The organism is Candidatus Trichorickettsia mobilis (genome assembly GCF_034366785.1).
Taxonomy (GTDB): Bacteria; Pseudomonadota; Alphaproteobacteria; order Rickettsiales; family Rickettsiaceae; genus Trichorickettsia; species Trichorickettsia mobilis_A.
Genome location: NZ_CP112932.1, coordinates 1,132,028 through 1,153,894, shown reverse-complemented (window position 1 = coordinate 1,153,894; position 21,867 = coordinate 1,132,028). Strand labels below are relative to the sequence as shown.

Annotated in this window: 20 protein-coding genes and 1 tRNA gene; 6 read left to right on the top strand and 15 right to left on the bottom strand. The window is 33.0% G+C overall.

All coding sequences use genetic code 11. The annotated features are described in order from the left end of the window. Window positions 1-291: 291 nt before the first annotated feature. The gene (locus tag Trichorick_RS05300; protein ID WP_323737974.1) at window positions 292-2,154 is read left to right on the top strand and encodes a hypothetical protein; all 1,863 of its coding nucleotides are present in this window, start codon (window positions 292-294) and stop codon (window positions 2,152-2,154) included. A gap of 70 nt (window positions 2,155-2,224) precedes the next feature. Here the strand turns inward: Trichorick_RS05300 and hemC are convergent, their stop codons facing one another. The 9 genes from hemC to Trichorick_RS05255 form a co-directional block, all read right to left on the bottom strand. Next, the gene (gene hemC, locus Trichorick_RS05295; protein ID WP_323737973.1) at window positions 2,225-3,124 is read right to left on the bottom strand and encodes a hydroxymethylbilane synthase; all 900 of its coding nucleotides are present in this window, start codon (window positions 3,122-3,124) and stop codon (window positions 2,225-2,227) included. A gap of 1 nt (window position 3,125) precedes the next feature. Beyond that, complete coding sequence (locus tag Trichorick_RS05290) at window positions 3,126-4,019, bottom strand: S66 peptidase family protein (protein ID WP_323737972.1); 894 nt, start codon at window positions 4,017-4,019, stop codon at window positions 3,126-3,128. A 422-nt stretch (window positions 4,020-4,441) separates the two neighbouring features. Further along, the gene (gene rplS / locus Trichorick_RS05285; protein WP_323737971.1) at window positions 4,442-4,801 is read right to left on the bottom strand and encodes a 50S ribosomal protein L19; all 360 of its coding nucleotides are present in this window, start codon (window positions 4,799-4,801) and stop codon (window positions 4,442-4,444) included. A 46-nt stretch (window positions 4,802-4,847) separates the two neighbouring features. Beyond that, window positions 4,848-5,552 carry a tRNA (guanosine(37)-N1)-methyltransferase TrmD gene (trmD, locus tag Trichorick_RS05280; protein ID WP_323737970.1) on the bottom strand — a complete coding sequence of 235 codons (705 nt, stop codon included), beginning with the start codon at window positions 5,550-5,552 and terminating at the stop codon, window positions 4,848-4,850. A gap of 121 nt (window positions 5,553-5,673) precedes the next feature. Continuing rightward, a complete protein-coding gene (locus Trichorick_RS05275) occupies window positions 5,674-7,194 on the bottom strand; it encodes a hypothetical protein (RefSeq protein WP_323737969.1) in 1,521 nt (506 codons plus the stop codon). A gap of 265 nt (window positions 7,195-7,459) precedes the next feature. Next, window positions 7,460-7,534, bottom strand: a tRNA-Pro gene (locus Trichorick_RS05270). Window positions 7,535-7,811: 277 nt separating this feature from the next. Continuing rightward, a complete protein-coding gene (locus Trichorick_RS05265; RefSeq protein ID WP_323737968.1) occupies window positions 7,812-9,056 on the bottom strand; it encodes an O-antigen ligase family protein in 1,245 nt (414 codons plus the stop codon). Further along, on the bottom strand, window positions 9,047-9,616 hold the full coding sequence (locus tag Trichorick_RS05260) for a DUF2155 domain-containing protein (RefSeq protein WP_323737967.1): 570 nt from the start codon (window positions 9,614-9,616) through the stop codon (window positions 9,047-9,049). Before Trichorick_RS05260 ends, Trichorick_RS05265 begins: the two co-directional genes overlap by 10 nt. A 320-nt stretch (window positions 9,617-9,936) precedes the next feature. Next, window positions 9,937-11,220: a porin gene (locus Trichorick_RS05255; RefSeq protein ID WP_323737966.1), complete on the bottom strand. Its 1,284-nt coding sequence runs from the start codon at window positions 11,218-11,220 to the stop codon at window positions 9,937-9,939. A 285-nt stretch (window positions 11,221-11,505) separates the two neighbouring features. Here Trichorick_RS05255 and dcd point away from each other — a divergent pair, with 285 nt between their 5' ends. The 4 genes from dcd (at window position 11,506) to ctrA (ending at window position 14,844) form a co-directional block, all read left to right on the top strand. Continuing rightward, a complete protein-coding gene (dcd, locus tag Trichorick_RS05250) occupies window positions 11,506-12,072 on the top strand; it encodes a dCTP deaminase (RefSeq protein WP_323737965.1) in 567 nt (188 codons plus the stop codon). 22 nt (window positions 12,073-12,094) lie between these two features. Then, window positions 12,095-12,538: a protein-export chaperone SecB gene (gene secB, locus Trichorick_RS05245; protein WP_323737964.1), complete on the top strand. Its 444-nt coding sequence runs from the start codon at window positions 12,095-12,097 to the stop codon at window positions 12,536-12,538. A 226-nt stretch (window positions 12,539-12,764) separates the two neighbouring features. Further along, entirely contained in the window at window positions 12,765-13,967 is a 1,203-nt protein-coding gene (locus Trichorick_RS05240; RefSeq protein ID WP_323737963.1) for a porin, read from the top strand. A 151-nt stretch (window positions 13,968-14,118) separates the two neighbouring features. Next, window positions 14,119-14,844 carry a response regulator transcription factor CtrA gene (gene ctrA / locus Trichorick_RS05235; RefSeq protein ID WP_323737962.1) on the top strand — a complete coding sequence of 242 codons (726 nt, stop codon included), beginning with the start codon at window positions 14,119-14,121 and terminating at the stop codon, window positions 14,842-14,844. Window positions 14,845-15,225: 381 nt separating this feature from the next. Here ctrA and Trichorick_RS05230 read toward each other — a convergent pair whose 3' ends face one another. Further along, the gene (locus Trichorick_RS05230; RefSeq protein WP_323737961.1) at window positions 15,226-15,801 is read right to left on the bottom strand and encodes a flavodoxin family protein; all 576 of its coding nucleotides are present in this window, start codon (window positions 15,799-15,801) and stop codon (window positions 15,226-15,228) included. Between the two features lie 161 nt (window positions 15,802-15,962). Here Trichorick_RS05230 and recD2 point away from each other — a divergent pair, with 161 nt between their 5' ends. Then, window positions 15,963-18,140: an SF1B family DNA helicase RecD2 gene (recD2, locus tag Trichorick_RS05225; RefSeq protein WP_323737960.1), complete on the top strand. Its 2,178-nt coding sequence runs from the start codon at window positions 15,963-15,965 to the stop codon at window positions 18,138-18,140. 228 nt (window positions 18,141-18,368) lie between these two features. Here recD2 and Trichorick_RS05220 read toward each other — a convergent pair whose 3' ends face one another. The 5 genes from Trichorick_RS05220 to rph form a co-directional block, all read right to left on the bottom strand. Continuing rightward, on the bottom strand, window positions 18,369-18,788 hold the full coding sequence (locus Trichorick_RS05220; protein ID WP_323737959.1) for a hypothetical protein: 420 nt from the start codon (window positions 18,786-18,788) through the stop codon (window positions 18,369-18,371). A 153-nt stretch (window positions 18,789-18,941) separates the two neighbouring features. Continuing rightward, the gene (locus Trichorick_RS05215) at window positions 18,942-19,574 is read right to left on the bottom strand and encodes a hypothetical protein (RefSeq protein ID WP_323737958.1); all 633 of its coding nucleotides are present in this window, start codon (window positions 19,572-19,574) and stop codon (window positions 18,942-18,944) included. A 4-nt stretch (window positions 19,575-19,578) separates the two neighbouring features. Then, window positions 19,579-19,932 (bottom strand): hypothetical protein, encoded by a 354-nt coding sequence (locus Trichorick_RS05210; RefSeq protein WP_323737957.1) that lies wholly within the window; start codon window positions 19,930-19,932, stop codon window positions 19,579-19,581. A 231-nt stretch (window positions 19,933-20,163) separates the two neighbouring features. Continuing rightward, window positions 20,164-21,033 carry a DUF1189 family protein gene (locus Trichorick_RS05205; RefSeq protein WP_323737956.1) on the bottom strand — a complete coding sequence of 290 codons (870 nt, stop codon included), beginning with the start codon at window positions 21,031-21,033 and terminating at the stop codon, window positions 20,164-20,166. 45 nt (window positions 21,034-21,078) lie between these two features. Then, window positions 21,079-21,798 (bottom strand): ribonuclease PH, encoded by a 720-nt coding sequence (gene rph / locus Trichorick_RS05200; RefSeq protein WP_323738881.1) that lies wholly within the window; start codon window positions 21,796-21,798, stop codon window positions 21,079-21,081. Window positions 21,799-21,867: the final 69 nt, after the last annotated feature.

Below are 21,867 nucleotides of genomic sequence, written 5' to 3'. Positions count from 1 at the left end.
TATCCATAATTTCTCTACCTATGCTAGCCGATACTTTAAGCTTAAAAATATCGATATTTGTAAAAGAAAGCAAATATATAAAAATATTGATATTTCTTCATTTTTATATAGTGGTATTTAAAGAATCCACACAATCCTTCAGATAGAGCTTAAAATTTTTTTATATACTAAAGCATTAACAACAAGACAATATTATATTAAATTATACAAAAAAATCTATTGCTTATTAGTATTATATTATGCTATTATGGTTAAATAAGGTTAATTAATTCAGATATTATAAGGATTGATATGAAAAGAATAGGCGATGAACAAAGACAAGACAAACAACCACCAGTTAACAAACCTAATACAACGGTAAATGCTGCTTTAGCTATGCTAAAACAATCTAAGCAAAAGCAACCAGAGGAAATGCCTAAGGATAAAGTGCCTGAGAATATTTCGCAACTTATGGAACAATTTGGTCAATCAGTAGTAATTCAAGAAAAAAAACCAGTTAGCTTAACTTATTCTCCACAACAAATCATACAAAAACAACATATACAACAAGAAGAAGAGTCAAAAACTAGCAAAATAGAACAGAAAAAACCTGTACAACAGCAACAAATTTTTAAACCGATTGTAATGAAAACCGGTGGTGCATATCAAGCAATGCAACAAATAGCAGAAGATCCAAAAATAGAAGCTTTTAAGACGAGACTTATAAACACTCAAAATATTATAGATGAAATTAAGCAAAAGAAAACTTTTCCACTTGATTATATACCTATAATAGAAAAAAGATTACAGTTACCAAGTGAATATCTAGCCATCAATGCTGAAATATTGACCAATAGCCAAATAGGAATGCAGTACCAAGATGATCAGGAAGGTTTTAACATCGGTGCTTTTATGAGACGCTCTGGTCTTCAACTACTTAGCGCTGGTGTTACCCATGCCGATCACCAAATCGCTCCAAGTACCTTTGATGCATTAAATGTAGTGCTTCAAGATCCAAATTTGACCTTGGATTCAGAAAATATCGCTCTAGCTACTCTAAAAGTTGCAGCTTCTAAAGGCCAGGTACTACCTAAAGAAACATTACAAATTGTAAGCCAACATTTTGCAAATCGTGAAGCAATTTACACCTATGTTATGGCTGCAAAGAGTACTACAGCTGTGCTGCCAAAAAACGGGTTAGAAGCTTTAGGCGCTGGATTAGCTAATCCTGAACTTCACGAACCTATCGCTATGACTTTTGCTTTTGTAGCACAGAAAGTAGGAACACCAACATTATCACCAGATACAATACTAGCTTTAACTGAAATCGCAAAAGATCCTAGTAGCAAGTCAGCAGTTAGACAAAATGCGATTATAGCGCTAAAACTTAGAGAACCAGAATCACATACTTTAGTAGTTGAAACTTTAAGAGAATGTATTCAAACCAATCCAAACAACGCTATAGGAGAAGTAGCTGAGAAAATATTGCAAGGGTTAGCTTTAGAGAATGAGATATTCTTTAAAGAGCAACTACAATCTCTAATGATAATAGCCAATGAGCTAGAAAATAATCCACAATTTGTGTTTGATGAAATAGCAACACAAGCAGTGGCTGATATTCTTAAACAACAGGTGCCAGCAGAAGTAACAGAAGCAGCTCTAACTATTTTTGGATTAGCTGCTCAGAAACAACAAGTGCTACCTGAAGGTGTCTTAAAAGCCATTGAACCACATTTATTCAGTGCAGATGGAGGAGTCTCAATTAAAGCCGTCTTAAGCTTTACGCTTATTGCACAGCAACAACCTTTACCTAATTCGACTTCTGTAACACTTAGTAACATGTTGCTTGATCCTAAGTATGATCAACCTGAAAATAGCAGCCTTAAGATCCTCATTGCCGAAGCTTTCGGACAAGCAAAATTTAAAGAGCAAGTTCCTGCTGAAGCAGCAACAAATTTACTGCAATTTGTACAAAACACAAGTGAATTACCTAACATTCAAGCTCAAGACTTATCTAGCATAAAAATAAATATTTTATGTGGATTAAGCAAGCCATCAAATGAAATTAAAGAAATGGTATTGAATGGCTTGGTGAATGTTACAGAAAAAGAGTTTGATAAACAAGTTGTAGAGATTGCTCAGAAAATATTTACTCACATTACTGAACAACTATAAATTTAACTCAATATAAAAGAAAAAACATGCTCTCATTTTTGAGAGCATGTTTTATAGTGTACAGCTGGTGTTAACAACACAAATATTCACTCAATTGTTTAGCATTAGCAATGCCAATATCAAAAGCTTCACTAATTTTTCCTTGTTGCTGATGAAATAATACGTTATCTCCTTGTATATCCGCTAACATAAAATATGCATGCATCTGATCCTGGCCAATAGCTACAGCATGTGCTGCTAACGGTGTTTTACAACTTGCGTCCAGATACCTCATAAATGCTCGTTCTAATTGTGTTAATTGCCAAGTAGCGTGATGCTGAATTTTATCACAAACCTCTTGCATTAATCCATCATCCTCTCTAACTTCGACTGCTACTACCCCCTGCCCTACCGCCGGTAGCATTTGCTCAATCGGTATTATGTGACAATAATTATCATTAAATATATCCAATCTCTTTAGCCCAGCTAAAGCCAAAATTGTTGCATCCACTTCACCCTGCATTAACTTATTTAGCCTTGATTCAACATTACCTCTAAAATTTACAATATTTAAATCCGGCCTAAGATTTTGTAAAAATATTTTACGGCGCACGGAAGAAGTACCCACTATTGCATGCTTTGGCAACTCCTTTATTGAGCTAGCTTTTAGACTAATTAATACATCATTAGCTTCTTCTCTTGCTAATACAGCTCCTAATACTAATCCTGAAGGTAGCTGGCCTGGCACATCTTTTAAAGAATGCACTGCAATATCGATTTTGTTATTAAGTAAAGCTGTTTCTATTTCTTTTAAAAATAAAGCCTTACCACCAATTTCATATAAAGGCCTATCTAAAATCATATCGCCAGTAGTAGTAATAGCTACAATTTCACACTTTACTTCAGGATAGTGTGATTTTATCTGCTGTACCACAAGATCAGTTTGGATTAACGCTAGTCTACTCTTACGTGTGCCTATTCTAATAATCATATTATACTAACTTAAATGGGTTCACAACCGTAAGTTGTTGGTCTTTAATCCAAGCCAATACTCCTAAAGCTACTGGGTAATTCACAATACCGTGACCTATACCTTCAACATGATAAGCTGGAATATTGTTAATTTCATTAAAGCAAAAATGTTGAATTGTTTGCTTGATATCTTGATCTTTATGAATAAAATCAGCAAAAATAATCGCCTTTAAATTATCGAAGATACCTGCATTCTTTAAATGTACTAGGTATCGATGTATACGATAAGCACTTTCATTAACATCCTCTAATAACAAAATTTTACCATTAGTCATAGGATGTAGCTTTGTACCAAGTAAGTTACAAAACACCGTTAAATTACCGCCAATGATTTCACCACTTACATCATGATGATCTAAAATATTAACCGGTTCTAATTTGATCTTAATCTCACCACCAGCTAAAACCTTCATGATCAAGTCAAAATCATGCTGCTGCTTTGATAACAAAGAAGTTAATACTGAAGCATGCAAAGTTGGCATTTTATAATGCTGATTAAATAATAAATGTAGAGCTGTTATATCACTATAACCAATTAAAATTTTTGTGCTTACAGGTAATAAATCCAAGCAGTCAAAAATTATTTGACTGCACCCATAACCTCCACGAAAAGCCCAAATAATTTTAACATCTGGATGCAGTAGAGCTTGTTGTAAATTTTTTAATCTTATATCTTTATTTGCTGCAAAAAATGGAAGAATATCTCCAGAAAAAATATCAGGAAAAAATATTGACTTTAATCCTTGAGAGCTAAGAAGCTCTTGAGCTTTACTTAATTTTTCTTCTGCCTCATCACATTTAGAAGCGGGAGCAATGATTGCTATAAAATCCGTAGTTTTATTAAAAACAATCATTATTAGTCTAAGCTATAGTGAATGAACTGTATAAAATTTGTAAATAGTCGTCAATCTCTGCATTAATATCATCGTGAACACACAATGCATTAGACACCTTTGAAACTTGTATCTAAGAGGTAATTTTGTCGTAAAAACTTGTCTTCGCTCCGCAACAAACAAGAGACTGCTTGCGGCGCTCACTTTCGTTTTTTCTAAAAATTCCTCTCTTAAAGGATAGATGCAGTTTCCGAAGAGGTCTATTCTTGAACATCAGGTGTCATCCAGAACTTGTTTCACGATGACATTCAGTGTATTCTGAGATGACTGAGTTAGTTTGAATGTAGCTCTTACAAATTTGACGCAGCTTATTGAGTAATATGCGTCAAGCTAAGAAAAAAAGAGAACTGAACACCATACCTTAACAAAAGCACACTAATCATTTATCTAAGTCTTTCTTTTATTCTAGCAGCTTTACCACTTCTTTCTCTGAGATAATATAACTTGGCACGCCTTACTATACCACGCTTAACTACTGTGATAGCTTGTACCAATGGAGAGTAAGTCATGAACCTTCTTTCCACTCCTTCACCATGACTAATTTTACGTACCACAAAAGAAGAAGTAAGCCCCCTATTTCTCCTGGCGATTACTACACCTTCATATGATTGTAATCTTTCTGTAGTTCCTTCTGTTATTCTAACACTTACATTTACTGTATCACCTGCTTTAAACTCAGGTATCACCTTATTTGTAGTAAGTTTTGCAATTTGTTGTTGCTCAAACCGATCAATAATATTCATTTATTTTTTTCTCCTTCACCACAATAATTATAATTGGTTGGATTTATTACTTGTTTTTTAATAAATCTGGCCTACGTTTGCTGGTAATTAACATAGATTGTTCTTTTTTCCATTTTCTAAGGCGTTCGTGATGTCCTGATACTAGCACCTCAGGTACACAACGTCCTCTCCACTTAAAAGGCCTTGTATATAATGGACATTCCAGTAAACCATTAAACTCACCACTTGGTTCAAAAGACTCTGATTGCAAAGTTGCTTGATTTTCTACTACGCCTGGTAATAATCTAACCATACAATCAAGAATTACCAGCGCCGCCAACTCACCGCCAGAAAGCACATAGTCGCCTATACTAATTTCGGTGACATTATATTCTTCTATTACTCTTTCGTCAATCCCTTCGAAACGCCCACATAGAATTATTATTTCTTTTTCATCAATAATTTCCTGTATTAGCTCATGATTCAATAATTTACCTCGTGGAGAAGGATAATATACTTTGCTACTAGGATATTTTGACATTGCCTGATCGATGCTTGCACCCAACACATCAGCTCTCATAATTAAACCATGTCCTCCACCATAAGCTATATCATCAACATTTTTATGCTTAGTTATGCCAAAGTCACGAAGATTAATAGTTTCATACGACCATATCCCCTTATGTAACGCTTGTCCTGCTAAAGAATAATGCAATGATCCTGGAAACATTTCTGGAAAGAGAGTAATAATAGAGGCATGCAACACTGCCATAATGAAAAATTCTTAAATAATTAGCTTAACTTTGTAAGCGTATATATAATAACACATATACAAAGACAAGATAAATTTGCCATTATTTATATAGTGATACAGGCGTATATAATTTCAAAACCTACCTAACATAAGAAGATTCCTTTTTTTCTACTTTTCCTACTGGTTTATCCACTTTTTCAACATTATTATTACCAGGAGGGCTTTGTGATCCAGAACGTAATTTTTCACCTAAAGAAGCTGCCGTACTTACCGAATCGATTGAGTTGGAACGTGTTTTAGTTTTATCAATTGTTAAATCAGGGCTTGAAATACCAACTTTAGTGGATTTTTCTTGTTGCTCACTAATCCTGACTCCATCATTTGCTTGAACTTTAGCTTGAGTCTTAAGTACTTTATGCTCAGCATTATACGCATCAATTTCTTTCTGAAATGGCTTTACCATTCCTAAGGTTACAACTTTAGTCACTACATTGGCAATTTTCTTCCACATTGAAGGTTTTTCTAATGTAGGCTCTTGTTTTTTGGATTCTTTAAATTCTGGAGTCTGATGATAATCCTTATTTTCTAATTTATCTTTAAAATCTTTAGGAGATGTCCCCGGCTTAACATAAGCTAATCCACCATCAAGATCTTTAGCATTTATTTTTACTATATCATTTAATTTTTCTTGATCTAGTTTGACAACCATACCACCATATTTTTTAGGTACTATGGTATTATCATATTCTTTTTCACCAGCAATATCTTTTTTTATTTTTACATCATCAAATTTTGAGCTATCAACTGGGCTTAGTGGATCAGATGCTCCAGTCTTAGAGTGCTTATGTGAAGTTGGAGCGCCACCTTCAATCCCTATCAACATACTTCCTGGTTTACCATCTTTTGGTGGATTATAATGAATATATAAATGCCCATGATCTCCATCTGGTCTACCAACAATTTTTCCTTCAGAATCCTTGCCGTTAAATTCAGCATTCATCGCGAGATCCACTCCCCAATGGTTAGTTTTCATACCAAATTGATTACCGACAAAATCTCTTAACCCTATAGTAAAGCCTTTCTCTTCTTTTAAAGAAAATTCTTTTTCTCCCTTGTCATTTACTTTCTCTTTAATACTAACATCATGAGTAGCAGCTGATCTGTTGTATACAATTTTATCTTCATCAATTGCTCCTTGCTGACTTTGTTTTCTTGACATACCACTTTTATCTGGATCGCCAGAAGTCAACCAGTTGGCCAATTTATCACCACTACCAGGAGGAATTTCAATCATCACCCGAGCACCATGACTTAAGTAAGAAGATACCGGTAAATTATTGTCAGCAGCTGATTGCTTTTCTCCAGCATTGCCATTAATTTGTAACCCTCCAGATCCTATTAATGCCAAAGCTCTTTTATAAACATCTACCGACATTTGTTCTTGTTTAGTGATTGGATTATCTGCTCCTAACTGAGCCTCAGCCTGTGTTGCTCTATTCAAAAGTACTGCAGATTTTTCCTTATCATTCTCTATTTCTTGAGCGAAAGATTTTTTCTGTAAATCTCCTAATATTGCTTTTGGTGACTTTTTATCATAGCTCCTATCTTCAGTAATTTTGGGTTCTGGTAATGTATTACTATTATCTTCACTACTTTTCATAACGTCATCTCTAACATATTTTTGCTTAAGTCATTGTAATTTAAAATGACACAATAGTCTTAAAAATTTATTTATCTAACAATAGATTATATTAAAACTAAGTAAAACTGCTACAAAGACATCAAGAATTTAGAAAAATTTGTTATACAAAAACACGTTATGTGCACAAATTTTACAGAGATTATTTACAGAACCTAGTTAAACCATACTCAGAATTTTGCTGACTTAAACTTTAATTGATATAAGTTATGAAATATTTAAAGATTGGTCGGGGCAGAGAGATTTGAACTCCCGACCCTCTGGTCCCAAACCAGATGCGCTACCACTGCGCTATGCCCCGATATTATAGACCTATTGTATGAAATAATCTTATTAAGATACATGTGGTATGTATAAACCATAAATCAAATTAAATCAATAAATAATGTATTACTCTAGCTCTTACGCGCAAATTTTATGGAGATTATTTTTGGCAAGTTTTAGATTCTGTGAAGTTTTCTAAAAATCATAAATTTTTTGTTGATTAAAGCCAAATTGTCTTCGATCCTCACGTACTTCTATGTACGCTGCAGCCTCACTAAAAATCTCTCAACTATTTCTAAGTTTGCAAGAGAAATCTAGTAATTCTTAAGTATATATTGCATCATAAAAGCTACCCATGCTCCAATATATACCCACCATAATTGCCATACACTATAAGAAATCATCCCTATAATAAGATAATTCACAAAACATGCATGCCCGACAATACAAAAATACTTATTGTCACTCATGTTGTTGCTAATTTTCTTTAACCACTTATTGATTATTATCAATAATAATAAAAAACCTACTAGACCTAAATCCAATAAAATTTGTAAAATGTTGTTATGTGGATGCAATGGCAAAGGTGACCAATGATATTGATGGTAATCAATCATTTCATCTTCATCAACAGATATAAATTTAGCAGCACCAATACCAAACCCTATTATCGGCTTTTCCAATATTTTATTGGCAACAAAATTCCAAATAAACAAACGATGTTTAGCAGAATCAGCTATAAAATTTGTATATTCATCAGATAAATCTCTTGGCGAGATATTGTAGACTATAAAAGGCAACGATACTGCTCCAATTAATATACTAATACGTAATAATTTATAAAATCTTTCAGCAAAGAGTGAACCCAGAATAAATACAAAGCCACCGCAAATAAAACCAAGAAAACTAGCCAAGCCATCTGATATGCTTAATAAATAAAAAACTACAATATATAATACTAGTGCATACCAATACCGTTTATTCTTAACTAAGACACCTATGACTACCCATAATGTTACCGACAATAAAGCACAACCTCTATCCAACATGTATAGGAAATATTCTTTAGTGTTGCTTTGAAATAACTGTCGAAATGACCGCGATAAAATACCGTGCGAATTTTTCTCAATAAAAAATAATATTATTGCTGTAACTATTCCGGCGATCAAAAAGATTTTTATCTTTTTTTGCAACTCTACATTATCATCCACAACACTTATATTATCTTGTAAGATAAAACTAATTAATATTATCGAGAAAGTAGAGATAGACAACCAAAGACTTGCAAAAATATTTATTGACCACACACTACTAAATATACTCCAACTAACAAATAGACACTCTACTCTATAGTTTTCCGTGACAAATTTAGTTATATAATCTTTAAACTTATAATAAATTGATATTGGTTGAAAATACTTAAAATCAGCTTTTTTATAAAAACTTGTTAGAAATAGTAGAAAAAAAACTGTGACACTTACAGAAGCAGATAAACCAGCAAGCATACCCATTGCCGGAATTATAAAAGTTATAAACGGTAAAATATTATTTACAGACATTCTTTGATAAATACTTCATATACTGGATGCTCTAATGTAGAAATTCCTATATTAGAAGATATCATCCAGCCTTGAAAAACCATTATAGGATCTTCCTCAGTTTTATTTTCCATTATAGTTAGTAAGACTTTATCATCAGGAGCGTATGGATCTAAATTTTTTACGCATCTATGAATCTTAATTTCAATATTGCCAAAATATTGAACTTCTTCAATAGCAAGTGTCATTTCTTTAGATTTTGCAGTAATTTTATTTAAAGCAATAACTTTAGCCTTGTCATAATTTTTTAAAATCATCTCATTATTACTACTAATAGCATCTGACTTTAATTTATCATCGACAGGAATATCAACTGACGAAGGCTCAGTTAATGGCAACTGAGTTTTATCTTCAATATTCACTTCTTCATCTGTAGTAAATAACTCTTCCATATTACTGGCTTCATCGATAACAGCATAAACATCAGTTATAAATGAGCTACAGGTAATTACTAATAATAAACATCTAATAATCAATAGACTTCTTGCATAACCTATTCTAGTTGGTAGTTTTATCGTCAAAATTTGACTCCGACTCTCATGCAATCCTCGTCTGCATTTTCGAGAATGTTTATTGAACCATACGCACCAAGTTAAGGAAAATTGATGCTTAATCGTCATTGCGAGGCCACAACTGAGCTGACTAAAGGCAACCAGAATAAAGTTTAAAAACTGGATTACTTCGCCTTCGGTACGCTATGACGCGAGGAGCAGCTCACAATAACGAAGGTGGGTAACTCTCAAGCAAAACTGATATATAATTTCTTTTCCTTAACTTGGTGCATACAGCTCTTAAACACCATCAAATTTAGCTAAATATTCCATGCAACTCAAATTATCGATTATAACTTTAATTTTGCACCAATAATTGCCACTGTACCCTTAGTCTTCTTATTTGGCGCTTCTGAAGAGTAATAAGTAGGTTTACCTTTTGCTTGAAAATATGCTATTTCTGCATAAGGCAATAATCCTGCTCCTAATTTATATTCTGTACCTAACGTAACAGCATCCAGTGTATTCTTAAATTGCTGTGACTTAAAGTAAGAAAGACTGGTCTTAATTGCCCCCTGGCCGTAAGCTATAGCACCATTATAATAATTAGTACTACGTCCACCCTTATGATATTCCTTAGATGTTAAACTTTTACCTAAACTACCATATGATACCGCATATGAAAAATTACCATGAGTTAAAATAGCTCCAAAATTATAAGTACGCAAATCACTTAATTTACAGCTCTTATATAGCGTACCGTCTTTTGTCTTGTCTGAATAATCAGTATAGATCGCACTTTTACCAGCAGAATTGCCATATTCACCAGTAGCTGCCAACTTTAAATCGACACCATCAGCAATATGATGCTCGTATGATATACCACCAGAGAAAGCGTTTCTTACATTTCTATCTAAGCTTGCTGCCATTTTTTTAGCCTCACCCTCACCAGGCAATTTAATTACAGCGCGACCTCCTCCCAAACGATCATGGCCGGTGACCGCCGAATTACTAGAATCCGGGATATAAGAGATACCAACTCGAAATCCTTGCATGTTAGGACTAAAATATGAAATCTTTCTTGATGGCTCAGTTTTATCATTTAGCTGATTAAGTTCTATTTTATGAGTTGAATCAAAAAAGAAATCATAAAAAGCAAATTCTGGCGCTAATCCTTTATATGTCACATTTGCCCCAGCGAGATTAGCGTATCTACCAAAATCATCACCTGTAGCAGCTGCTATATCATAAGCAGTTATTCTCATTTTAGAACCAGCATCATAAGGAGATCCCGCTTCTACTTTACCATACTCTGACTCTACAAAAAGATGCGAACCATTATAACTAGGAGATCTCTTAGCGAGAGTGGTAGGCATCAACACTACCTTACCACCATAAGTTATATCTTTAAAAGTTTGCGATACAGTAGCAGCTAAAGCCGCCTCCGTATAAAATGCTACAGCTTTATTGTGCTTAGAAATATTTTTTTCTGTACTCTGCAATTTATTTTGACTTTTAAAACCAGACTGGAAATGAAACAACCCTTCCAACTTTACTGTAGTATCAGATGATACCGTAGTCGCAAGAGCAGAACTTGCTATACAAAAAATACTTAGAAACAATATTTTTTTCATAAAACAACCTAAAAATAATAACTTAAAATAATTTCAACTATACAATTAACCACAAAAAAACATCGTAATAAAAGAGCATGTTATACCTACAGTTTAAGTATACAAACAACAACAAACTACCTCAAGTAATTTTATCAACTAATATTTGCCAAATTAACTACAATTAATATTAAGTGTTATTATTATCACATTACTAAATCCTAAGCTTAAGATCACTTGACAAAACTCAAATTTCTAAATAATTTGTTCGAAGCGCAATTTTAAATTAAAAATTCGGTTCTACTAGTGGCAATCAAATCAGATAAATGGATAAAAGAAATGTCCACTAAATATAACATGATTTCGCCTTTTATTCCAGAACAAGTTAAAATACAACACGACCAACCAATTATTTCTTATGGTTTATCATCTTATGGTTATGATGCACGCGTGTCTAAGGAATTTAAAATATTTACCAATCTTAATTCCACTATCGTCGATCCCAAAAATTTTGACCATCATAATCTAGTAAGCAAAGAAACTGAGGTTTGTATTATTCCACCTAACAGCTTTGCATTAGCTCGCACTGTTGAATATTTTAAAATCCCACGAGATGTATTGGTAATTTGCGTCGGTAAATCTACCTATGCTAGATGCGGAATAATAGTCAATGTAACTCCCTTGGAACCTGAATGGGAAGGCTATGTAACTTTAGAATTTTCAAACACCACCCCTTTACCAGCAAAAATTTATGCTAATGAAGGCGCCTGTCAGTTTTTGTTTTTATCCGGAGACCAAGAATGCACTGTTTCTTATGCTGATCGCAACGGAAAATATATGAATCAAACAAATGTAACTTTACCTAAATTATGAATAATTAAGAGAGAATTTTGTTATGACAGAAAATCAGGCCATGCCTCATATTGCAATTAATGCGCAATATATCAAAGATTTGTCGTTTGAGAACCCGGCAGCACCAGGCTCACTAGCTAGAGTGCCACGAAATCCAAACATTGATTTATCATTAGATTTGCATATCACACGCTTGCCTGAAGATAATTTTTTTGAAGTTGAATTAAGTATTGAGGCTAAAGCTCATAACGACGATCATACTCTATTCATTGTAGATCTTAAATATGCTGGAGTATTTAATATTATTAATATATCAGACGAACAGCTCCAAGCTGTTCTTGCTATACATTGTCCGGCGATGATTTTTCCTTTTGCTCGAAAGATTGTAGCAGACGTAACTCAAGATGGCGGTTTTCAGCCACTAATGATTGATCCCATAGACTTTGGAGCTCTATATCATAAAAAATTATCAGAAACTGAAAATTAGATATTAGGCTATTGTGCACTGAAATTGTATAAAGATTTTATGGCTTTTGCTCGATAAGTTCGCAATATACATATCAAGACGTTCAACACCAAACAGACACAGCAAGTTAAGAAAGTTTGACACTCAATCGTCATTGCGAGCTTATTTTTAACTTGTCGTGTCTATTATAACGCTCTCAATAAATCGTCCAACTTCAAATTTCTGTAAGCAAAAACTTAAAGGACTTATGATAAAAAAATTGACCTATCTGCTTATCATTTTACCCACTTTGTGTTCAATAAATACTCTTGCAACAACTAACACCACAACTAACACCAATGGTACTCAAGTAAAACTCAAAGGTGGCTTTGAATTTCAAAGTGCATTTCATGATCACAATGTAAATCAAGCCTTATATATATCAAAACTTAATAAGCAAGTAGCTTTTAATTCTTCCGGCCATATGAATCTCGACATAAACAATACAGATAATGATGCAGTTAATTTTGGCGCTAAAATTGGTCTTGAAATCACCACCAAGAACGATCGAAAAGCAGCATCATCTTTATATTTAATTACAAATTATGGGAAATTGGAACTTGGTTCCGATAAAAGCGCTACCAATAAAATGAAAATTACCGGATATTCCATTGGTGCAGGCACAGTAGGATCATGGGACAACTGGACTAGATTAGTTCGTTACCCCGACAAAATTGCTTATATAGTTAATTTTGGTAATTTTTTGGACTCTAAAACACGAGAAGGAGAAAAAGTAGAATATTCAAGAAAAATTACTTATTTCTCTCCAAACATCTCTGGATTTCAATTAGGGATAAGTTATATACCGGACTCTACTAATACCGGCTACGCCAAACACAATAATCCCGTACATCATAACCTTGCAAAACCTCTAAAACTTTCATTTGCTATCAAGGATGGAATTGGATACGGTTTATCTTTTGAGCATAAAGCTAAAGGGGACCTTAAAATTAAAACTGCTTTAGTTGGAGAAAGAGGAATTACAAGAGTAAAGCCATGCTGTAAAGGTATTGAGAAATTTACTAACCTTAACACCTATCTTATTGGCTCAGAAATACATTATAAACAATATGCACTAGCAGCTTCTTACGGTAATTATTTACGCAGTCTTACATCACCAGATATAGATGAATCTTCACGTAGCACCTACTTATATGGTATCGGTGGTCGTTATGAATATTCTACCAAAATCGCTACAAGTTTACACTATTTTTTTAGCAAACACAAAACTAACAAATTTAACGCAATAACTTTCGCTGCTGATTATAAAATCGCTTCTGGTTTATTAACCTATACTGAAACAACACATTATACTACTAATGGCCAATTCTTTAATACAAAAACTAAAAAAATCTCTTACGATAAAACCAAAGGAACTTTATTACTAGCAGGTCTTAGACTGGAATTCTAAATTTTTATCGAACTATATTTTACTATTTACACTTTTTTACTAAAATATTAATAACTTCGCAAAATCATAGCAAAAATCTCTTGATTTTTTATTAAGAAGATGACATTATAATATCCAAAGCTAATAAATTTGATTAAGAGAGATAAAAATAATGAGAGTATTACTTATTGAAGATGATCCATCAACTGCAAAATCTATAGAGCTAACATTAGCTGCTGAAGGGATTATTTGTGATACTGCAGAACTTGGTGAAGATGGAGTAGAAATCGGTAAGCTTTATGATTATGACATCATAGTCCTGGATTTAATGTTACCAGACATTGATGGTTATGAAGTATTATTGCGTCTAAGATCTGCAAAAATCAAAATTCCAATTTTAATCTTATCTGGATTATCATCAGTAGATCAAAAAATCAAAGGTCTTGGTTTTGGTGCCGACGATTATTTAACCAAACCTTTTAATCGCGGAGAATTAGTAGCTCGAATTCAGGCAATTGTACGCCGCTCTAAAGGTTATTCTGAATCTGTAGTTAGATTTGATAAAGTATCAATTAATTTTGATACTAGAGTTGTTGAAGTTGACGGTTCAGTGGTACATTTAACCAATAAAGAATATGCAACCCTTGAACTATTAGCAATGCGTAAAGGTACCGTGCTCAGCAAAGAAATGTTTCTCAATCATCTATATGGTAGTATGGATGAGCCAGAAATAAAAATTATAGACGTATTTGTTTGTAAGCTACGTAAAAAACTAGCTGATGCTTCTGGGGGCACAAATTATATAGAAACTGTCTGGGGACGTGGATATATGCTCAAAGATTATGAAAGCGCTGAATCACAAAATACTCCACAACATATCTTAGAATTAGAAAGATAAAGCTGCACAATAAATCACCTATATAGCCCAAAGCAAAGTGTGTGAGCGTTCACAAGTTTTAAAATATAACATTCGTATACCGTCTAAGCTGAGAAGCCGCTAGGCTTTGAAGCAATCTAGAAAACAGCGAAGCTATTTATAAGAGCCCTTATGGCTACTCGATTGCCACAGCAACGTAGTGCCCCTCAGCTCAGACGATTTTTTTTTAAAACTCGTGAACACTCACTAAAGTGCAGCAATCTAGAAATAGCAGAACAATTTAAGTTTGTTACTAAATTGCTTTAATTTCCAACGAAATCTTAATTTAAACTTATCGACAGTGCATGCTTTATTATAAATTCAATTATTGATTCAGAATTAGAGCACTATAAATGAAATCATTTATTTCTTTAATTTAGCAGTTATATTAACTATACGTTGTCCAAACAGTTTAGCCATTTCTAAATCTCCAATCGGTGGAGCTACATCAGGACCTGATTTCTGATTAGCTTGGGTCATCAAACCAGACCAACTACCAAGACGATTAATACTATCTAATTGCGCTATTTCATTGTCACCTAATATTGGTGCGGCCTCAGCTTGTCCTACCCAAATCATACCATGTTGCATAGCAAGATGAAAAATCTGCTGAATACTGGCAAGTTTGTCTCCTGCATAAGAACCAGAGTTAGTAAATCCTGCTGCAACCTTATCTTTCCATTTTTGCTCAAACCATTTTTTGGAAGTAGTATCCATAAACATTTTAAAAGGCCCAGAAACACTACCCATATATGTAGGAGCGCCAAAAATTATAGCGTCAGCACTATCTAATTTCTCCCAATCAGTATCAGCAAAATTATCAACTTTTAGCACATTAACCTTTGCGGTCGTCTGTTTTACACCTTCCGCTATTGCTTCCGCTACTTTAGCTGTATGACCGTAACCACTATGGTACACAATTGCAATGCTCAGTATCATATCATATATCTCTTTTATTTTATAATCTCAGAGCCTGACAGGCTCTCACTGAAGCAGAATATATTATAGCAGCATAATTACATATAATTAAATAATGCATATAGTTTATTATATCAGCTATTGTTGTATAATTTCTAAATTTTCTATGAAGTGGATTAACGATGAAGCAAGCAAGTAACAAAGAACATCTTGCAGGTACTGTGGAACGAGTAACCTACCATAATCCTGAAAACGGTTTTGTAGTGTTACGAATTAAGATAAAAAACCATAAAGATCTAATAACAGTAATAGGTAACACTCCTTCTATCTCACCAGGGGAATATATCAAATGTAGTGGAATTTGGCAGAATGATCGTATTCATGGTAAACAGTTTAAAGCTGATTTCTTAAAATCTCTACCTCCTGATACTTTAGAAGGGATTGAAAAATATCTTGGCTCCGGTCTAATTAAAGGTATCGGCGCTTATTTTGCTAAAAAGCTAATTACTGCTTTTGGTGACAAAGTGTTTGAAGTAATTGAAACTCAACCGGAGCTTTTATCATCAGTTGATGGAATCGGGGTCATCAGAGCACAAAATATCTGCGCTAATTGGCAAGATCAAAAGATTATCCGTGAAATTATGATTTTCTTACAATCTCATGGAGTTGGTACCACCAGAGCTACCAAAATTTATAAAACCTATGGTGAACAAGCAATCGAAGTAGTATCCCAGAATCCTTATCAATTAGCTAAAGATATAAGAGGTATTGGCTTTATTTCCGCTGATACCATCGCTGCTAATTTAGGTATCGCAAAAAATTCATTAATCCGAGCTACTGCAGGTGTTGCTCATATATTGCTTGAAGCCACCGCCAACGGTCATTGTGGCTTGCCGCTAACAACATTAATTGATAATAGCCAAAAGCTACTGGATTTAGAAAATAATTTAATAGAACTTGCTATACAAACCGAGATTACTGCAGGCACCTTAATTCATGATACAATTAATAACATTGATAGTATTTTTTTAAACAGCTATTACCTATACGAAAAAAATATAGCAAAATTATTACTTACCTTAGCTAAACAGAATATACCTTGGGAGAAAATTGATGCAACTAAGACTATACCGTGGGTAGAGCAACAGTTAAATATAAAATTAGCAGAAAACCAGAAAGAAGCAATTGCACAAGCATTAAGCACTAAAGTTTTAGTAATTACTGGTGGACCTGGCACTGGGAAAACGACGTTAGTAAATGCTATACTTAAGATACTACTAACAAATAAATTACGGATAAAACTTTGTGCTCCTACTGGCAGAGCTGCTAAACGTCTTAGCGAAAGTAGCGGCTTCGAAGCACTTACTATTCATAGATTATTAGAAATAGACCATAAACATGGGGGTTTTAAACATAATGAGCAATGCACATTACCATGTGATTACCTAGTTATCGATGAAACCTCAATGGTAGATGTCCCCCTATTCTATTCACTGCTTCGAGCATTACCTAAAAACGTCGCTTTACTTTTAGTAGGTGATGTTGATCAATTACCTTCAGTTGGCCCTGGACAAGTCTTAAGTGATATAATAAATTCTGCTGCTATACCTACTGTTAAATTAACAGAAATATTTCGACAAGCGGCTAGTAGTAACATTATCACTACAGCCCACCGAGTTAATAATGGTATTATTCCAAATTTACAATTTACTAAAGAAGAATCTGATTTTTACTTTATCGAAGCAGAACAAGGTGATGATATTACTAATAAAATAATTAATTTAGTAAAAGAGCGAATACCAAAGAAATTTAATCTTCATCCGGTAAATGATATCCAAATATTATGCCCTATGCAGAGAGGTGGTGTTGGCGTACGCTCGCTTAACATAGAATTACAACAAGCACTGAACCCCAATTATAATAGCGGCATTGTTAAATTTGGTCAGACTTTTTCTTTAGGCGATAAAATAATGCAGACTGAAAATAATTATGATAAAGAAACGTATAATGGCGATATTGGTATCATCAACAATATCAATGAGCAAGAGCAAGAAGTAACTATCAACTTTTATAATCGTAATGTTATCTATGATTATACTGACTTAGATCAAATTACGTTAGCTTATGCCACCACTATTCATAAGTCCCAAGGTTCAGAATATCCCGCGGTAATTATTCCGCTAACCATGCAAAGTTTTATGATGTTAAAACGTAATCTTATCTACACAGCAATTACTCGTGGTAAAAAATTAGTAATAATCATTGGTGAGAAAAAAGCGTTAGCTATAGCGGTCAAGGATAATAAAACTTCACATAGACATTCCAAATTAAAAGAATGGCTAGCTATATCTTTGAATTAGAACGTATTCTATAGGAATAGATATATATTCACTAAGTCAACTCAAGAACAACAGTTGCTGCAATTAATACAAAGCAGCTGTTGCAGTTAAAAGTAAGTACGAAATATTCTAAACTTAGCCGGGACAGGACTACATATTTAAAGTAGCGCCGTAATTTTTAACCCAAAACAAACACTATTTACTTGTCGGTTATAATTAGGTGTAAGCCACAAGGCTTAAAAAATGTGATTAATCTATACGATCAATGATTGTTTTCTTATTTCTTTTTCTTTCAAACCATACAAGAATACCCCATGTGAATAATACTATTAGTATATCAAAAAAGAACACTTTAATAAAATGGGATAATAAAAAAGGATTATGCTGTGTATAAATTATATACCATTGAATAAGCAAAGTAATTTCTGCCGCTAATAAAAAAATTTTTGATTGTTTTATATTTCTTAGGAAAAAGTTACGATACACATCAAACAATAAAAAAAACTCGAATAAAAAAGATAATGCTAAATTTAAATACACATTCCAAGTAATAATTTTATTAATTACAAAATATTTGATCGTAAAAATGTTGTAAAATATACAAACAGAAGTTGTAAATAAAAAAAATCTTATTTCTTTATATTTACTATTTTTACTATCTTCTTTCATAATGAATTACTGATTTTTTACAGCACAAGTATAAGCATTTACAAACATATAGTAATGTTAATGCTTGTTAACGCCTTGATTTATTAAAAAATTTATGTAATTTTTTGTTTTATCTCACATACTACATAAACAGAATCTAAATTAACAATTTCTTTATTTATAATTATAGGCTTCCAAAGAATCATAATCATAACCCAATTGACTTCTCCAAATATTTAATTGATTAACCATATCATCATAACTACTATATTGACCTGGGTAATATATAGATTTCCAGCCATATTTATATCCTATATCTTTAATAATATGTAAATTAGCAGTATGTGTTCCTTGATAATGTATTTGCCCTAACTGATAGTAATAAGGACCATGAGCTTTTCTTTGATACTCTAATTTTGATTCGATTATTTCTTTCTGTCTATGATTATTTAATTCTTTGATTTTTTCTTGAGCTCTCATAACTTCAGCAGCAGCTCCAACACCTCCATAACCACCAACTTCTGTAGCTTTAAGCAAACCTCCTCCAATCGCTCCGATAACACCTCCTAGTACAGTTAAGGCACCTACAACATAAGGATTACCTGATCTTAATCCTAAACCCATTCCAAAAACTGCTCCTCTTACAGCGAAGTAATTCGACCAATCAGAAATCTCATCCAACCCTTCAAAAGACTTAATATATTCTATAAAACCATTTTTTAAATGTTCGAGCGTAACTTCACTGACACCTTCCCATGGCGCTAATATATTTAAAACCCCTTTTTTAATACTATCTAAAGCACTCATAACCTCATAAACGTGCTTGATATTTTTCTGCTCCTAAACGAGAAAATTCCTCGTTTTCAGCTTCCAAATTAAACTCAAACGGAGGAATAAAAGAAGATTGTTGAACAGTCGGTTGATAAGAAGTGGGTAAATTCCTATAAGGGGAATAATCTAATGGTTTTACAAATTGTTCGTATTCTCTTGGCTTATTATCAAACATGCCGATACTAACATTATCAACAATAAATGATGGTTTAGACGGTTTATTAAAACTTGTTGATACATTTTGTCTACATTTTGGAATTTCAGTAGTACCATCAGGATATATTAGTCGTGCAGCACATGTAATACGAATAGTAGGTATTGTTTCTTTACTCATAAACTCTTCAAATCCTCAAATCATAAACTCTTCAAATCCTCAAAATTTATTAATTATATCATAGGAATGTTATTTATAACTAACTTAGCCTTATAAAGAATATCTTATACTATAATATCTTATACTATATTTTTAAAGAATTAAATATCTTTCCTTTAGATATCAAAGAATTACAAGATCTACAAAATGTTTCGCTTATATGATCGTTTATGTGAGAATTTAAAGTAATAATCAGATACTACTCTTTTGTGAACGTATTCTGATAATCGCAAAAAATAATAAGAAATTAGTCCACATCTGCAAAATAAACACTAGAATCTCAAACTCTGGTAAAATCATCCATACCAAAGGTTGTATTAATGTTGTTGCTCCACTGGCAAACAGTACCAAACGCGCACAAGTTTTCATATTAGTTCTAGGACCTAACAAATTAGTTACCAAGTAAACCAAAACAATAGTTAAACTTTTATCCAATAAAATACCAATAAATCGTTTTAATACTACAAGAGGCGTTAATATATAAATAAAAATTGTTGGTGCATTAGTAAAGATATTTGCAAAATGCTTTTTCAAAGTAGTTTCATTTAATATTTTAGCATCGACACCAAATATCCTGAAATATTCTATAGGAATAGATATGCGTTTTTTATCATTAGCTTCAAGGAAGAAGATTAATATGTTACTGCTAGTAAAAATTATTGGGACTTTTTCTTTATCGACATGAGCCAATTGATTATTAGGATCTAGCACTGCAAGTACATTATTACTTTTATCCTTTAAATATATTGGGGTTTCTGCCTCTGTTTTAATGCTTGCACCATCATATACAAGTTCTGGCAATTGTTGCATTATATACTCAAAGGTTTCTGTATCCTTTGATATTATATTATGTACAAAATACTCTTTAAAAGTCACAATATAATTTAAGAAAAAAACACAATAAATTAAAGACGAAAATAGTGAAAGAGTAAATATATACTTGATCCCATATCCTTTGTATGATTGGTAAACATTTTGGTAAAAATTAACTGAACTCACTGAAAGCCATAATTGACTAAATAGTGTTTTGACAAATGAAATAATATTTATTCGTAGTATCATATATCAGCAGTAAATTTATTAAAAACCTAAATTGATTGTGCTTTGCTACAAAACAGTCAGCAACACTTGATTCTGAATCATAAATAACTGTGAAGTAGCTAACTTTGCTAATTCCAACATTTGAGTTAATTGCTGCTCAGAAAAAAATTTTTTTTCTGCTGTAGCCTGAACTTCAATGAGGCCATTACTAGCAAAAACAAAATTTGCATCTACCTGAGCATTACTATCTTCTATATAATCCAAATCAGCTATAGCAACATCATTGTATATACCACAGGAAATCGCAGCTACCTGCTGAGTTAAAGGATTAACTTTTAGTATTTTTTTGTCCATTAACTTAGCTATAGCTAAATGTAATGCTATATAGCTACCGGTAATAGCGCTGGTTCTTGTTCCACCATCAGCATTAATTACATCACAATCAATGATAATTTGCCGCTCACCAAGAAGCTTAAGATCCACAGCAGCTCGCATAGCTCGTCCTATTAAACGTTGAATCTCTTGTGTACGTCCAGAGACCTTGCCTAAAGCTGCTTCTCTTTTTATACGCGTTTCTGTTGACCTTGGCAACATACTATATTCTGCTGTTACCCAACCTTGATTTTGCCCTCGTAAGAAAGGCGGAACTGTGGCATCAAGACTTGCTGAACAAAGCACATGAGTATTTCCACATTTTATTAAACATGAGCCTTCAGCATGTTTTAATACTGAGGTCTCGATGGTAACAGGTCGTAATTCGTTGTTTTTTCTGCCTAAATGTCGCATAAAACCGTTACTCACATTAAAACTATAGCTAGAGTAAATAAGCTTGTGACGATAAATTTTAGTGTAAAC